We start from the raw sequence: 15,079 nt of genomic DNA, 5'->3' as shown, positions 1-15,079 counted from the left end.
CGAAATCAACGGAAGCCTTTGTTGGCGCCCCCACAGCGCGGGTATCTCAGTCGAACGTCTCGCCCGGCCCGACGCCCCAGAGGCGCGCCTCTTCGAGATAGCCGCCACGCCCCTGCACATCGAACTTGCACCAGCCCGCCGCGCATTTCGAAAGACGGCCGATCACGCCGGGCTCGGCCCGCCACACCACCTTCGATCCGGGATCGGGCCGATCGCGCAGCTCCGCCACGCCGCCCTTCACCATGCCGGTCCGCTGGTCGGAGACGAGGTTGCCGATCATCCAGCCCTCGGTGCCGTCGGGATCGCGGATCTTGCGCCAGCCGGGATAGACCTCGATCACCTGCACCGGCAGGCCCTGCCGCTGGTAAAGCCAGCTCGCCGGATAATTGCGCCCCGGCCCTGTCCGCATCCGCGCCTGCCCGGCGGAGATCGAGCCCCAGTACGGCGTCTGGCGAACCTGATTCGACGCCGCCTCGGCGCCCGCTCCGATCGCGAGCGCGGCGATCGCCGCCATCATCACCGACTTCGCCGCCGATCCCATCGCCTTCATCCCCAAACCGCTGCGCATCCAGGGCTCTAGGACAGGCGCCGGACCCCGCACAAGGCCCACCAAAGGCGGAACCCGCCCAATCGCTCAACCGTTTTCCGCCCTGTGCCCGCGTGCTATGTTCGCGGCAGAGTGTTCGAGAGGGAGTTGTTATGAAGCGCAAGATCCTGCTCGGCGGCATCGTCGCCGCCACCATGGCCGGGGCGCCGGCTTATGCGCAAAGCTCGGGCCAGCTTCTGAAGGGCGGCGCGATCGGTGCGGGCGCCGGTGCCGTCGCGGGCGCGATCATCCCCGGCATGTCGGTCGGCACCGGCGCGCTGGTCGGCGCGGCGGGCGGCGCCGCCATCACGGCGCTGAACCACCGCCACCATTATTATCACGACCGTTATGGTCGCCGTTATTATCTGGATAAGCGCGGCCGCCGCATCTACCGCTGACGCCGGCTTGAGAAAGGGCGCGGCCCCTCGGGGGGTTCGCGCCCTTCTTGCGTCCGGTTCAGGCCGGCAGCCGCCGCAGCCACTCCCGCAGCATCCGCTGCCCCGCCCGCGCCGCCTCGCGGCCGAACCGGGCATGATCCGCGCGGATGACCTCCGCCGAGCTTCCCGCGCCGCGGACATAATCCGCATCCGCCGTCAGCCACTGGTCGATGCCGTCGCCGATATCGCCCATCTCGGGGTGGCATTGCAGCGCCAGCACCGAAGCGCCCATCGCGAAGGCCTGCGGGAAATGCTCGGTCTCGGCGAGGAGATCGGCGCCGTCGGGCACGTCGAAGCCGTCGCCATGCCAGTGCAGCACCGGCGCCCCCGCCAGCGCCGCCAGCGGAGAAGCCCGCCCCGCCGCCGTCAGTGCGATCGGCGCGAAGCCCACTTCCCGCACCGGGCCGGGCGCGACGTTCGCGCCCAGCGCCGCCGCGATGAGCTGCCCGCCGAGGCAGACGCCCAGCGTCGGCCGGCCCGCCACGAGACGCTCCGAGAGCCGGGCGATCTCGCCCTCCATCCACGGATGCCGCCCCCGCTCGGGCACGCCCATCGGGCCGCCCATCAGCACCAGCAGATCCGGCGAGAGAAAGTCCGCGCCCTCGAACCCGGCATCGCCGAGGCCGAGCCGTTCGATGGCATAGCCAGCATCGGCCAGGGGGCCGGCGAACGCCGCCGGCCCCTCATGCGCGACATGCTGGACGACGAGCGCCCGCTTCGCCGACATCAATCGCCCGTCAGGATGCGATCGACGAGCTGCTTCACGGTCGGCACGAAGCCGTTCGAATAGAACGGATCCTGCTTGAAGCGGTAAGCCGCGTGGCCGGCGAACATCAGGTTATGTTCGACATCGCCGCCATGCGCGATATCCTGAAGCGTCTTCTGGATGCAGAAGCTGCGCGGATCGGCGAGGCGGCCGGTCGAGTTGGTGTCATTGTCCGCCCAGGACGAGAAGCCGCACTGGCTGAGGCAGCCCATGCAGTCCGCCTGATCCTTGCGGATGACCTTCATCTCTTCCGGCGTGACGAACACCAGCGTGTTGTCCGGCGTCTTGAGCGCGACGGTGAAGCCATGGCCATACCATTCGCGCGCGCGCAGCAGGTCGCCCCGCGTCACCCAGAAGCTCTTGCCCTTCACGCCCACGTCGAGCTGGAACTGATGGTCCCCCGCCGCCTCGCCCGAGAAGGCGATCTGGCGCTCGGAGCGCTCTTCCAGATTGCGCAGGAAGGGATTGCGCACGGCGCTCGAATAGAAGCCGGTCGGCGAGAAGCGGTGCAGCAGCACATCGCCTTCGTTCAGCGTCATCAGGCGCTGCTTCCAGGCATCCGGGATCGGGCTTTCCTGCGTCAGCAGCGGCCGCGTGCCGAACTGGAAGGCGATCGCCCCCAGCTCGGGATTGTCGATCCAGTCGTCCCACTCGCGCAGGAACCAGACATTGCCGGCCATCACGATCGGCGTCGTATCGGGGATGCCGCCCTCGCGCATCGTCTCGCGCAGCGCCTTCACGCGGGGATAGGGGTCTTCCGGCTTCAGCGGGTCTTCGGCGTTGGACAGGCCGTTATGGCCGCCCGCCTTCCACGGATCCTCATAGACCACCGCCGAAAGCCAGTCCGCCGCCTTGTGATAGGCGCGCTTCCACAGCGCGCGGAAGGCGCGCGCGGAGCTGACGATCGGCAGGTAGCTCACCTGATGCTCGGCCGCGATCTCGGAAAGCTTGTAGGGCATTCCCGCGCCGCAGGTGACGCCCGAGACGAGACCCCGCGTCCGCTCCAGCACGCCCTGGAGCACGCGCTGCGCCCCGCCCATCTCCCACAGCACGTTGATGTTGATCGCGCCCTTGCCGGACGCGAGATCATAAGCGCGCTTCACCTGCTCGACGGCGCCGTCGATCGCGTACTGGATCAGCTCCTCATGCCGCTCGCGGCGCGTCAGCGCGCGATAGATCTGCGGGATGATCTTGCCTTCATGATCGTAGCTGTCGGCGTTCACGGCCGAAACCGTGCCGATGCCCCCCGCCGCGGCCCACGCCCCGGAACTCATATGATTGGTCGCCGAAACGCCCTTGCCGCCCTCGACGAGCGGCCATACTTCGCGGCCGCCGTACAGGATCGGCTGCAAACCTTTGAACAAATCGTCCTCCGTCCCGGAACTGGACCCCGGCGGGTCTTTAGCAGGAAGCGCGGGATTGCGCTCCTTAATATTGCCTTGATGTCAGGATAACGCCCCGGGGCGGCCCATGGCTTCCTCATAGAGCGTCCGATAGGCCCCGATCATCGCCTCCTCGCCATAGCGCCCCCACGCGATCTGACGGTTCGCGGAACCGAGCCTGTGGCGCAGATCGCGGCTGGCGACGAGCCGGCCCAGCGCCTCGGCGAGGCCGGGCTCGTCCTCCGGCGGCACGATGTAGCGGCGGTTGCCCGGCGCCACCATCGAGGCGACGTCGCCCACCTCGGTCGCCACCACCGGCAGGCCGGCCGCCATCGCCTCGACCAGCGAGATCGGGAACTGCTCGCTGTCGGAGGACAGCGCGAAGATATCGAAATGCCCCACATAGCGCGCCGCGTCCGGCAGGAAGCCGGGCAGCAGCAGCCGGTCCGCCACGCCCTCGGCCCGCGCCGCGGCAAGCACCGCGTCGCGCTCCGGCCCCTCGCCGACGATCACCAGCCGCCCGCCCTGCCCCGATCGCGCGAACATGCGGACGAGGCGCGGCAGGTTCTTCACCGCGCGCAGGCCCGCCATGGTGCCCACCACCACGTCGCCCGAGGCGCGGCGGAAGCCGGGGATGGCATCCGGCTCGGGCTGGCCGGCATAGCGCTCCAGCGGCACGCCGTTGGGAATGCGGCGGATGCGCGCGGCGGGGCGGCCCCAGTCGATCCGGGCGATCCGCTCCAGCCGGGCGGACGGCACCACCGTGCGATAGGCGGAGCCCAGCGCAAGGCGCCGGAACAGGATGCGCGAGCGCTTCTGCCGGGCCAGTTCGTCGGCGTTGAAGCCGTCCTCATGATGGACCAGCGGCGGCAGCCCCATGCCCCGCGCATGAAGGCGATGCGCCATCACGCCGTCCATCGAGCCCCAATTATAGCTGAGCACGAGATCGAAGCCCGTCATGTAGCGGGCGAGCTGGCGATAGCGGGCGAGGCCCGGACGCCCCGCGAGCGAGGGCGCCTCGTCGCTGCCCGGAAAGCGGACGGCCATGCCCCGATCGATCGCATCCCGCGCGCCCAGGGCGCCGGGAACCGCGCTCAGCACCACATGCTCCGCCGATGCGCCGAAGGCATTCATCAGCCGAACCGCACGCGCCTCCTTCCCACCCAGCGAAAAGGTCGAATGGAGATGAAGGACTCGTACCGACATGACCCTAATGGCTTATGCCATTCGGGCGATGAACCGAAGGTGGCTGATCGTCCTATTGTCCTGCGATGATACGATCGAGCAGCCTGTCGATTGCCGCATCGGACTCCGGTTCGTCCAGCGCCGGGGCATGGCCGACATCCGCGATGGTGGTGACATCGAGGCCCGGCAGGCGCCGCGCCATCTCGTCCGCCGTCGCCGCGCTCAGCAGATCGCTCCGCGCGCCGCGCAGCAGCGCGACCGGGCGGCCCGCCAGCGCCTCGAACGCCGGCCACAGGTCGACCGGCGGCGCGTCTGCCGGAGCCTCGCGGATCGGCTCGGCGATGCGCATGTCGTAATCGAACACGATCCGCCCCGCCGAGGTGAGCCGGCACACGCGCTTCGCCATCGCCAGCCAGTCGCGCAGCTCGTATCGGGGATAGACGTCGCGCTGCGCCTCGGCGAGCGCGCGGGCGGCGTGGAGCCAGGTCGGCCAGCTCGCGCTTTTGCCGACATAGCCGCGGATGCGCGCCATGCCCGCCGGATCGATCACCGGCCCGACATCGTTGAGCAGCACGCCCGCCAGCCGCTCGGGCGTGGTCGCCGCGATCAGCATGGCGAGGATGCCGCCGAGCGAGGTGCCGAACAGCACCACCTTGTCGAGCTTCAGCGTCACGAACAGCGCGGCGATGTCCAGCACATAGGACGGCGGCGCATAGATGGAGGAATCGGGCGCCGGCGGGCTCTCGCCCCGGCCGCGCAGATCGATCGCGATCACGCGCCATGCGGGCGACAGCCGCTCGGCGACGCCCTCGAAATCGCGCGCGTTACGGGTGAGGCCGGGGACGCACAGGATCGGCGGACGCCCCTCCGCTTCCGGCCCGCCGGGATAATCGCGGTAGTGGAGCTTGAGCCCGTCGGTCGTCTGCCACCAACCGTCTTCGTAAGGCTGTGATACGGCCATGCTTGTCTCCCATGCGCGGCGCGCCCCATATCGCGGCATGGCACCCTCCCCGCAAGCATCCTCCGCCTTCCGCCCCGAGGCGCGCATCCTCTCTCTGGGCGACGCATTCTACGATCCCGTGACGGCGGCCGATTTCCCGGCGGCCATCCTGCGCTTCCGCAACGATCGCGCGGCGGCGGAGGTAGGGCTTTCGGGCCTGAGCGACGCCGAGTGGATCGAGCGTTTCGGCCGCTTCCGCGCCTTCGAGGGCTCGCTGCCCCAACCGCTGGCGCTGCGCTATCACGGCCACCAGTTCCGCCAGTACAACCCCGAGCTGGGCGACGGGCGCGGCTTCCTCTTCGCCCAGATGCGCGATCAGGCGGGCCGGCTCATGGACCTCGGCACCAAGGGCTCCGGCCAGACGCCGTGGAGCCGCTTCGGCGACGGGCGGCTGACGCTCAAGGGCGGCGTGCGCGAAATCCTCGCCACCGAGATGCTGGAGGCGCTGGGCGTCAACACCTCGCGGACCTTCTCGCTGATCGAGACGGGCGAAGCGCTCCATCGCGGCGACGAGCCCTCCCCCACCCGCTCGGCGGTGCTGGTGCGGCTTTCGCACGGCCATATCCGCATCGGCAGCTTCCAGCGCCTCGCCACTCTGAACGACGCGGCGGGCACCGAGGCGCTGGTCCGCTATGCACTCCGCGAACTCCATGGCGAGGAGCCCGGCGACCATCCGGCGCTCCGTCTCTACGAACTGGTGGTCGGGCGGACGGCGCGGCTGGCGGCCTCCTACATGGCGGCGGGCTTCGTGCATGGCGTGCTCAACAGCGACAATATCGCGATCACGGCGGAGAGCTTCGATTATGGCCCCTGGCGCTTCACGCCCTATTGGGATCTGAGCTTCACGGCCGCCTATTTCGACCAGACCGGCCTCTATGCCTTCGGGCGGCAGCCGCAGGCGATCCATTGGGACGTGGCGCAGCTCGCCCTCTCGCTCACCGCGATGGAGCCGGTCGACGCGCTGGCGCCGATCCTCGATCGCTTCCCCGCACTTTACGAGCAGGCGCTGGCGGAGGCGATGCTGAAGCGGCTCGGCGTCGCCCCCCGCAGCGAGGCGAAGGACATCGCCCTCACCGACGCGATCGCCCGCGCGCTCCAGCAGAACACGGTCACCATCGACCGCTTCTTCTTCGACTGGCGCGGCGGTGCGCGGCGCGGTCCCTCGCCGGACGAGGCGGCCTATGACCATCCCGTCTTCCACCCCTTCGTCGAGGCGGTCGCGGCCTATGAGCCCGCGGTCACGCTCGATCATCCCTATTGGGCCGACCCTGCTCCCTGCTCGATGCATATCGAGGAGGTGGAGGCGATCTGGGCGCCGATCGCGGACGCCGACGACTGGTCGGGACTGGAACGAAAAGTGAAGGATATCCGTCGTATGGGAGAGGCCATGGCATCGCCGCGCCCTTGACCGGGCATGGCAAAGGATGCTGGGTAAGCAATTGGACAGGCGAGCAATTCCACCCATGCTGATTTCGACCGAACCCGCCACCGGCGCCACGCTCTGGAAGGGCGTGGAAGGCGATCCCGACGCCGAGGTGGCGATGGCGCGCGGCGCGTGGGCGGAATGGGCCGCCCGGCCGCTCACCGTGCGCATCGAGGCGCTGCGCCGCGTCGCCAACATGATCCGCTCGCGCGCCGACGCCTTCGCCGAGCTGATCGCGCGCGAGACGGGCAAGCCGCTGTGGGAGGCGCTCACCGAGGTGCAATCGGTGATCGCCAAGGTGGATATCTCGGTCAGCGCCTATTCGGAGCGGACGTCGCAGCGGAAGCTCGAAGGGGCGATGCAGTCCCGCACGGCGCTGCGCCACAAGCCGCATGGCGTGCTGGCGGTGCTGGGGCCGTTCAACTTCCCGGCACATCTCCCCAACGGCCACATCGTCCCGGCGCTGATGGCCGGCAATGCGGTGGTGTTCAAGCCATCCGAGAAGGCCCCGGCCTCGGGCGCCTTCCTCGTCCAGTGCTTCCATGAGGCGGGGATTCCCGAAGGCTGCCTCCGACTGCTCCCCGGCGGGCCGGAGACGGGTCAGGCGCTCGCCCGCCATCCCGGCGTCGACGGCGTCCTCTTCACCGGCTCGGCGCGCGCGGGCCATGCGCTGCACCGCCAGTTCGCCGAGACGCCGCACAAGATGCTGGCGCTCGAAATGGGCGGCAACAACCCGATCGTCGTGTGGGAGACGCCGCACCTCCACGCCGCCGCGATCCTGTGCGTGCAGTCCGCCTATCTCACGGCCGGCCAGCGCTGCACCTCCGCGCGCCGGCTGATCGTGCGCGACGGAATGCACGAGCCGCTGCTGGAGGAGATCGCCAGGATCGTCGGCCGCCTCGTCATCGACGGACCGCTGGCCCAGCCCGCACCCTTCATGGGTCCGGTGATCGACAACGAAGCCGCCGATCATCTCCAGAATGCGTGGCTCGATCTCATCATGCGCGGTGGCCGCCCGATCCACCACCTCCAGCGCCCGGATGCCGAGCGCCCCTTCCTCACCCCCGGCCTGATCGACGTCACCGATATCGAGAAGCGCACCGACGAGGAACTGTTCGGCCCGATCCTCCAGATGGTCCGCGTGCCCGATTTCGACGCCGCGCTGACCGAGGCCAACGCCACCCGATACGGCCTGTGCGCCTCGCTCATCACCGATCAGCCGGCACTCTACGAACGTTTCTGGTCGGTCGTCCGCGCTGGCATCATCAACTGGAACCGGCCGACCAACGGCGCGCCCTCCAACGCCCCCTTCGGCGGCATCGGGCTTTCCGGCAACCACCGCCCCAGCGCCTATTATGCGGCGGATTACTGCGCCTATCCGGTCGTCTCGGGCGAGGCGGAGACGATCCGCGCCTCGATCGGCGTGGGCCTGCGCGAGGCCTGACACGGCGCGTTCCTCCCGTCACCCTGACGAAACCACACGCACGACGCCTGTCGCTCTGGCCCCCGGATCAAGTCCGGGGTGACGGGGAAGAGGCGCGCCGCCCCAAGCTCTTCTAGCCCGGTCCCAAGATGCTTTCGGTTGTGACGCGGCGCATCCTGCCCCATCTCCCGCACCATGACATCCCTGTTGGACCCCTCCGCGCGCGGGCGCGTCATCCTTGTCGGCGCCGGCCCCGGCGATCCCGGCCTCCTCACGCTCAAGGCCGTGGAGGCGCTGCGTTCGTGCGACGTCGTGGTTCATGACGGCCTGATCGATCCGCGCGTACTCGATTATGCGCCCGAACATGCCCAGCGCATCTCGGTCGCCAAGAAGCGCGCGCGCCACACGCTGCCGCAGGAGGCGATCAACGCGCTCATCATCGCGCATGTCCGCTCGGGCTCGATCGTGGTGCGGCTGAAGGGCGGCGATCCCTTCGTCTTCGGCCGCGGCGGCGAGGAGGTCGAGGAGGTCCGCGCGGCGGGCCTGCCCGTCGAGGTGATCCCCGGCGTGTCGGCGGCGCTCGGCTGCGCGGCGGAGGCGATGCTGCCCTTGACCCACCGCGACTGGTCGAGCGCGGTCAGCTTCGTCGCCGGCCAGTGCAAGGGCCTCTCCGAGCAGGACTGGTCCGGCCTCGCCGGCAAGGGCCGCACGCTCGTGATCTACATGGGCGTCGCCAATGCCGGCGCGATCGCGGACAAGCTGATGGCGGACGGCGTCGATCCGGCGCTCCCCGTCGCGATCATCGAGAAGGGCACGCTGCCGGGCCACCGCGCCGTCCGCACGCTGCTGGCGGATCTGGGCGACATGGTGGAACGCGAAAAGGTCGAAAGCCCGGCGATCATCGTCGTGGGCGAAGTGGTGGTGCTGTCCGACGCGGAGAACCGCCTCGCGACGCTCGCCAGTCAGGCAGAGGCGATGAACGCATGAAGATCGCGACCGGAAACGACCTCCCCACCGGCGACGTGGTGTGGTGGGACGGCGAAGGCTGGACCCGCCATGTCGAGGATGCCGCCGAGGTGGGCGAGAATGGCGCCGCCCTGATCGCCCGCGAGGAAGCCTCGCGCCGCGTCAACGCGCCCTACATCATCGACGCCGAGATGACCGAGCGAGGCCCCCGCCCCGCCCACATCAAGGATCGCATCCGCGCCCGTGGCCCCACGGTGCGGCTCGACCTCAACCGCGTTCCCATCGATCCCGCGACCGGAAGCTGGGTGATCTGACATGTACCGCTACGACCAGTTCGACCAGTCCATCGTCGACGCCCGCGTCGAGGATTTCCGCGATCAGGTGGCCCGCCGCCTCTCAGGCGCGATGAGCGAGGACCAGTTCAAGCCGCTGAGGCTGATGAACGGCCTCTACCTCCAGCTCCACGCCTATATGCTGCGCATCGCCGTGCCCTATGGCACGCTGAACAGCCGTCAGGTGCGGATGCTGGCGCATATCGCGCGCAAATATGATCGCGGCTACGGCCACTTCACCACGCGCCAGAACCTCCAGTTCAACTGGATCGAGCTGAAGGACGCACCCGACATCCTCGCCGAGCTGGCGACCGTGGAGATGCACACGATCCAGACGAGCGGCAACTGCATCCGCAACACCACGTCGGATCAATATGCCGGTGCCGCCGCAGACGAGATCACCGATCCGCGCCCCTGGGCCGAGCTGCTGCGCCAATGGTCGAGCTTCCACCCGGAGTTCACTTACCTGCCGCGCAAGTTCAAGGTGGCGATCATCGCCTCGGACGAGGATCGCGCGGCGATGCGGCTGCACGATATCGGCGTCCAGATCGTCCGCAACGAGGCAGGCGCGCTCGGCTTCAAGGTGTTCGTCGGCGGCGGCATCGGGCGCACGCCGATGATCGCGCCGCTGATCCGCGAGTTCCTCCCCGCCGAGCATTTCCTGAGCTATCTGGAAGCCTGCCTGCGCGTCTACAATCGCTACGGCCGGCGCGACAACATCTACAAGGCGCGCATCAAGATCCTCGTCCACGAGATCGGCGCTGAAGAGTACGCCCGTCAGGTCGAGGAGGAATGGGCGCATGTGAAGACGCTCGGCCTCGATCCGCCGATGAGCGAGTTCGACCGCATCGCCGCCTATTTCACGCCCCCGGCGTGGGAAGAGGGCCTGTCGGACGACATCGACCTGTCGGACCCCGAGTTCAAGGCGTGGGTCGACCAGAACATCGTTGCCCACAAGCAGCCCGGCTATGCGATCGCGACGATCAGCCTGAAGCCGGTCGGCGGCATCCCCGGCGATGCCTCCGCCGAGCAGATGGAAGTGATGGCCAGCCTCGCCGAGCGCTACAGCTTCGACGAACTGCGCGTCACCCACGCGCAGAACATCACGCTGCCGCATGTGAAGAAGGCCGATCTGTACGCCGTCTGGCAGGCGCTGAAGGAGGCCGGGCTCGCCACCGCGAATCTCGATCTCATCAGCGACATCATCGCCTGCCCCGGCCTCGATTATTGCTCGCTCGCCAACGCCCGCTCGATCCCGCTCGCGCAGAAGATCGCCGAGCGTTTCGCGCCCCTCGACCGCCAGCGCGACCTCGGCGAGCTGAAGCTCAAGATATCGGGCTGCATCAACGCCTGCGGCCACCACCATGCCGGCCATATCGGCATCCTCGGCGTCGACCGAAAGGGCACCGAGAACTACCAGCTCCTGCTCGGCGGATCGGGCGCGGAGGATGCGAGCCTCGGCCGCATCACCGGCCCCGGCTTCGACGAAGACGGCGTGGTCGACGCGATCGAGCGCACGCTCGACAAGTATCGCGCCGTCCGCGAGCCGGGCGAGCGTTTCCTCGACACCTATCGCCGCGTCGGCTTCGAGCCCTTCAAGGAGGCCATCTATGGTTGAGGCCCTGCGCTATCGCGACGATAGCGAGCATGAGGAGCCGGCCGTCACGCTCGACGCCTTCCTCGACCAGACCAACGCCACCGCCGTGCGCCTGGAATCGGACGAGGACGCGCGCGCCCTCATCCCCTATCTCGACCGGCTGGCCTTGATCGAGATCGCCTTCCCCACCTTCCGCGACGGGCGCGGCTATTCGGCCGCCTCGATCCTGCGCGAGGCGGGCTACAGGGGCGAGCTTCGCGCCGCGGGCGACGTGCTGATCGATCAGGTCGCCCATATGCGCCGCTGCGGCTTCGACGCCTTCGCGCCGGACAAGCCGCTCGATCCCGCCGCCGTCGAGCGGGCCTTCCGCCGCTACCCCTTCTCCTACCAGAAGGCCGAGGACGGGAGGGCGCCCGTCTGGGCGCTGCGCCGTGGCTGAGGCGGTGCGCACGCGCGACGTGATCGAGACCGGCCCGCGCCACACGCCCGCCGACGTGATCCGCCTCAACACGCGCTTCGCCAATGCGGCCCCCGCCGACCTGCTCCGCGCGGCACTGATCGAGAGGCTGACCGGCCGCACGGCGGTGGTCTCGTCCTTCGGGGCGGAATCGGCGGTGCTGCTCCACATGGTCGCCAGCATCGATCCGGCGACGCCGGTGATCTTCCTCGATACGCTGAAGCACTTCCCCGAGACGCTCGCCTATCGCGACCAGCTCACCGAGCGCCTTGGCCTCACCGACGTCCGCACCATCCGTCCCGATGCCGAGCGGCTCGCGGCCCGCGACGCGACGGAGCTGCGCTGGTCCTACGACCCGGACGGCTGCTGCGAGATCCGCAAGGTCCAACCCTTGACCCGCGCGCTCGCCGATTTCGACGCCACGGTCTCGGGCCGCAAGGGCTTCCAGTCGGCCACGCGCACGCACATCCCGTCCTTCGAGATGGACACGAGCGACGCCGCCGGCCGGATCAAGGTCAACCCGCTCGCCGGCTGGACCAAGGCCGATCTCGACGCCTATTTCGAGGCCCACGACCTGCCCCGCCACCCGCTGGAGGCCGAGGGCTATCCCTCGATCGGCTGCTCGCCCTGCACCAGCGTCGTGCAGGAAGGCGAAGACTCCCGCGCGGGCCGCTGGCGCGGGTGGGACAAGGTGGAATGCGGCATCCACACCCCCGCCGAAGGGCCGAACCAGCCGAGCTTCTGAGCCCATCCAATCCAGTTACGACCGGATCAACGGAAGCTTTAGGATTTTCTGCGAGAAGCCGCTCCGGGAGTTTTCAGGGTCTCGGGGGAGCAACCCGCAATGACGAGTATTTCAGGCAATAGCTGGGGATCGGGCATCCAGGCCCTTCTCCAGAAGCAAGTGACGGCGGGCACCATCCCGTCGGGCGATCAGTCGGCGCTATCGTCGGCGATCGGCGATATCGGCAAGGCGATCCAGTCGGCCGGCACATCCGCCGGCTCGATGAAGGATCAGGTGAGCAGCGCCATCGACAACGAGGTGTCGACCGGCAAGCTCACCACCGATCAGGCGACCGAGCTGAAGGGCCTGTTCGCCAAGGCCCATGCCGGCCATGCCCACCACGCCCATGGCGGCGGCGGGGCATCGGCGCTCGACAGCCTCTTCTCGGACGACGGCACCGATCCCACGAGCACAGCCTCATCCACGACGTCGACCGACCCGTTCGCCACCGTCGCCGGCGATGCGAACAGCGCGGTCGACAGGCTGAGTTCCTTCGTCTCCAGCCTGCGCTCGGCGGTGTCGTCGAACAGCCTGTACGGGGCCGCCGGCAGCACGGCGGGCCGCCTCGGCTCGATGCTGGTCAACAGTTTCGCGTGATACTTCCCGGCCGCTTCGTCCTCTGATGTGGACGGAGCGGCTACCGCGCTCAGGGGCGCGGCAGGCTCGTCACCTGCGTGTAGACGACGACCCAGCGGCCGTGCCGCCGCGCGAACGCATCCACATAGCGGAAGTGCGAGACGAAGGGCTTCCCGTCCTGCGTGCCGCGCTCGATCCCCTCGCCGCTGACCACGCCGCCATCGGCGCCCTGCGGCTCGACCCGGTGATGCGTGATGACGAACGGCTCCAGAACCTCGCCCGGCGTCGTCGCGCCGGCGATGAAGCCGTCACGGCCGAGCGCCTCGCCCTTACCCGTCACGAACAGGAAATCGGGCGCGAGGAAACGCTCCAGCGCGGCCCGGTCATGATGGAATTGCGCATCGTCGAAGGCCCGCGCCGCCTCCGCCAGCGTGCCGCGCTGCGCGTCGGGCGCGGCGGCGGCGAGCAGCAGGGCGGCCAGCGCGATCATTCGAAATCCGGGACGACGTAGCCCGAATCTACCAGATCGGAGAAGCGCGTGATCTTGGCGTCGAACTTCACCGGCACCGTGCCGGTGGAGCCGTGACGGGACTTGGCGACCACCACTTCCGCGACGCCATGGACCTGCTCCATCTTACGCTGCCACTCCCGATAGGCGATGTTCACGGGGTCCATCTCGCCTGTGTCGGGGCCGGGCTCGGTCGGCTTGGTGAAGTTGACGTAATATTCCTCGCGATACACGAACAGCACGAGATCGGCGTCCTGCTCGATCGAGCCCGATTCACGAAGATCGGAGAGCACCGGCCGCTTGTTCTCGCGCTGCTCGACCTGACGGCTGAGCTGCGAGAGCGCGATCACGGGGACATGCAGTTCCTTGGCGAGCTGTTTCAGGCCGCGCGAGATTTCGGAGATTTCCTGCACGCGGTTCGCCTCGCCGCCACGCCCCGAGCCCGACAGGAGCTGGAGATAGTCGACGATGATGAGATCGATGCCGCGCTGGCGCTTGAGCCGACGCGCACGGGTGCGCAGCGCCGCGATGGTGAGGCCCGGCGTATCGTCGATATAGAGCGGCAGCGTCTCCAGCTCGGCCGCCGCGCGGGCGAGGTTGCGGAAATCATGCTGGCTGATCCGGCCCATGCGCAGGCTTTCGCCGCTGATCCCCGAGCTTTCCGCGAGGATACGCGTGGCGAGCTGATCCGCCGACATTTCGAGGCTGAAGAAGGCGGTGCCGGCACCGAGCGACTTCTCCATCCCGATGCCGTCCTCCTTGTCGCGCATCAGCCGCTGGGCGGCGTTGAAGGCGATGTTGGTGGCGAGCGAGGTCTTGCCCATGCCGGGGCGCCCGGCGAGGATGATGAGGTCCGAGCGATGCAGGCCGCCCATCTTGGCGTTGAGGCTGTCGAGGCCCGTCGTGATGCCCGAGACATGGCCGCCGCTGTTCAGCGCGCGCTCGGCATTCTTCACGGCCTCGGTGGCGGCCTGGAGGAAGCTCTTGGTCGAGCCCTGCTCGCCGCCCTCCTCCGCCACCTTGTAGAGCGCGACTTCGGCCTGCTCGATCTGCGTCTTGGGATCGACCTCGTCGGAGGTGTCCATCGCGCTCTCGACCATGCCGCGCCCGACGCCGACCAGCGCGCGCAGCAGCGCGAGGTCATAGATCTGCATCGCGAAGTCCCGCGCACCGATCAACGCCGCGCCCGATCCGGTGAGCTGCGCCAGATAGGCCGGGCCGCCGAGCTGCTTCATCGCCTCATCCGCCTCGAATAGCGGGCGGAGCGTCACCGGGTTGGCGATCATGTTCCTGTCGACCAGCCGCAGGATCTGCTCGTAGATGCGGCCGTGCAGCGGCTCGAAGAAATGCTCCGCGCGCAGCTTCACCTGCACGTCCTCGCACAGCCGGTTGTCGATCATCATCGCGCCCAGCAGCGCGGCCTCGGCCTCGATGTTCTGGGGCAATGCAGGTGCTTCCGCCTCTCCGGCGGGCGGGACGATTCGATAAGCTTCGGCCATCCCCCTTCATCCGCCCGTCTGCCCTCGGGCTCAAGCCGCACGCACAGGGATATCCCCGCCCAAAGCGAATCGACCCACGATTCCATCCACAGACTTCTGCCCAAACGGTGGATAACAGGCCTCTCGCCAAGCGCTGCCGGACCCGATACCCAAGGCCG

16 protein-coding genes are annotated in these 15,079 nt (G+C 68.7%); 9 read left to right on the top strand and 7 right to left on the bottom strand.

Going from position 1 to position 15,079, the window contains the following annotated elements; translation table 11 throughout:
• Nucleotides 1-46: 46 nt before the first annotated feature.
• Complete coding sequence (locus FHS98_RS01275) at nt 47-568, bottom strand: SH3 domain-containing protein (RefSeq protein WP_243847800.1); 522 nt, start codon at nt 566-568, stop codon at nt 47-49.
• Nucleotides 569-699: 131 nt separating this feature from the next.
• Here FHS98_RS01275 and FHS98_RS01270 point away from each other — a divergent pair, with 131 nt between their 5' ends.
• Nucleotides 700-984 (top strand): hypothetical protein, encoded by a 285-nt coding sequence (locus tag FHS98_RS01270; RefSeq protein WP_167098640.1) that lies wholly within the window; start codon nt 700-702, stop codon nt 982-984.
• A 58-nt stretch (nt 985-1,042) separates the two neighbouring features.
• Here FHS98_RS01270 and FHS98_RS01265 read toward each other — a convergent pair whose 3' ends face one another.
• The 4 genes from FHS98_RS01265 to FHS98_RS01250 all read right to left on the bottom strand — a co-directional run bounded on the left by FHS98_RS01265 (nt 1,043) and on the right by FHS98_RS01250 (nt 5,317).
• Entirely contained in the window at nt 1,043-1,750 is a 708-nt protein-coding gene (locus tag FHS98_RS01265; protein WP_167098637.1) for a glutamine amidotransferase, read from the bottom strand.
• Entirely contained in the window at nt 1,750-3,153 is a 1,404-nt protein-coding gene (locus tag FHS98_RS01260; RefSeq protein WP_167098634.1) for a nitronate monooxygenase, read from the bottom strand. Before FHS98_RS01260 ends, FHS98_RS01265 begins: the two co-directional genes overlap by 1 nt.
• 81 nt (nt 3,154-3,234) lie before the next feature.
• Nucleotides 3,235-4,377 (bottom strand): glycosyltransferase, encoded by a 1,143-nt coding sequence (locus FHS98_RS01255; protein ID WP_167098631.1) that lies wholly within the window; start codon nt 4,375-4,377, stop codon nt 3,235-3,237.
• A gap of 52 nt (nt 4,378-4,429) precedes the next feature.
• Nucleotides 4,430-5,317 carry an alpha/beta fold hydrolase gene (locus FHS98_RS01250; RefSeq protein ID WP_167098628.1) on the bottom strand — a complete coding sequence of 296 codons (888 nt, stop codon included), beginning with the start codon at nt 5,315-5,317 and terminating at the stop codon, nt 4,430-4,432.
• Nucleotides 5,318-5,354: 37 nt separating this feature from the next.
• Here FHS98_RS01250 and FHS98_RS01245 point away from each other — a divergent pair, with 37 nt between their 5' ends.
• From FHS98_RS01245 to FHS98_RS01210, 8 genes are all read left to right on the top strand, one after another.
• The gene (locus tag FHS98_RS01245) at nt 5,355-6,764 is read left to right on the top strand and encodes a protein adenylyltransferase SelO family protein (RefSeq protein WP_167098625.1); all 1,410 of its coding nucleotides are present in this window, start codon (nt 5,355-5,357) and stop codon (nt 6,762-6,764) included.
• Between the two features lie 46 nt (nt 6,765-6,810).
• Nucleotides 6,811-8,223: a succinylglutamate-semialdehyde dehydrogenase gene (gene astD / locus FHS98_RS01240; protein ID WP_167100217.1), complete on the top strand. Its 1,413-nt coding sequence runs from the start codon at nt 6,811-6,813 to the stop codon at nt 8,221-8,223.
• Nucleotides 8,224-8,397: 174 nt separating this feature from the next.
• The gene (gene cobA, locus FHS98_RS01235; RefSeq protein ID WP_167098622.1) at nt 8,398-9,189 is read left to right on the top strand and encodes a uroporphyrinogen-III C-methyltransferase; all 792 of its coding nucleotides are present in this window, start codon (nt 8,398-8,400) and stop codon (nt 9,187-9,189) included.
• Nucleotides 9,186-9,482, top strand: a complete 297-nt coding sequence (locus FHS98_RS01230; protein ID WP_167098618.1) for a DUF2849 domain-containing protein — start codon at nt 9,186-9,188, stop codon at nt 9,480-9,482. Before cobA ends, FHS98_RS01230 begins: the two co-directional genes overlap by 4 nt.
• Nucleotide 9,483: 1 nt before the next feature.
• Nucleotides 9,484-11,118: a nitrite/sulfite reductase gene (locus FHS98_RS01225; RefSeq protein WP_167098614.1), complete on the top strand. Its 1,635-nt coding sequence runs from the start codon at nt 9,484-9,486 to the stop codon at nt 11,116-11,118.
• Nucleotides 11,111-11,536: a DUF934 domain-containing protein gene (locus tag FHS98_RS01220; protein ID WP_167098609.1), complete on the top strand. Its 426-nt coding sequence runs from the start codon at nt 11,111-11,113 to the stop codon at nt 11,534-11,536. Before FHS98_RS01225 ends, FHS98_RS01220 begins: the two co-directional genes overlap by 8 nt.
• Nucleotides 11,529-12,299 (top strand): phosphoadenylyl-sulfate reductase, encoded by a 771-nt coding sequence (locus FHS98_RS01215; protein WP_167098604.1) that lies wholly within the window; start codon nt 11,529-11,531, stop codon nt 12,297-12,299. The genes FHS98_RS01220 and FHS98_RS01215 overlap by 8 nt, the downstream gene beginning before the upstream one ends.
• 99 nt (nt 12,300-12,398) lie before the next feature.
• The gene (locus tag FHS98_RS01210) at nt 12,399-12,935 is read left to right on the top strand and encodes a hypothetical protein (RefSeq protein ID WP_167098598.1); all 537 of its coding nucleotides are present in this window, start codon (nt 12,399-12,401) and stop codon (nt 12,933-12,935) included.
• Nucleotides 12,936-12,984: 49 nt separating this feature from the next.
• Here the strand turns inward: FHS98_RS01210 and FHS98_RS01205 are convergent, their stop codons facing one another.
• Nucleotides 12,985-13,404, bottom strand: coding sequence for a nuclear transport factor 2 family protein (locus FHS98_RS01205; protein WP_167098595.1), 420 nt, complete (start codon nt 13,402-13,404; stop codon nt 12,985-12,987).
• Nucleotides 13,401-14,921: a replicative DNA helicase gene (locus FHS98_RS01200; protein ID WP_167098592.1), complete on the bottom strand. Its 1,521-nt coding sequence runs from the start codon at nt 14,919-14,921 to the stop codon at nt 13,401-13,403. The genes FHS98_RS01205 and FHS98_RS01200 overlap by 4 nt, the downstream gene beginning before the upstream one ends.
• Nucleotides 14,922-15,079 lie beyond the last annotated feature (158 nt).

The organism is Sphingomonas oligoaromativorans (assembly GCF_011762195.1).
GTDB lineage: Bacteria > Pseudomonadota > Alphaproteobacteria > Sphingomonadales > Sphingomonadaceae > Solisphingomonas > Solisphingomonas oligoaromativorans.
This window is presented reverse-complemented; position numbering and strand designations above follow the sequence as displayed.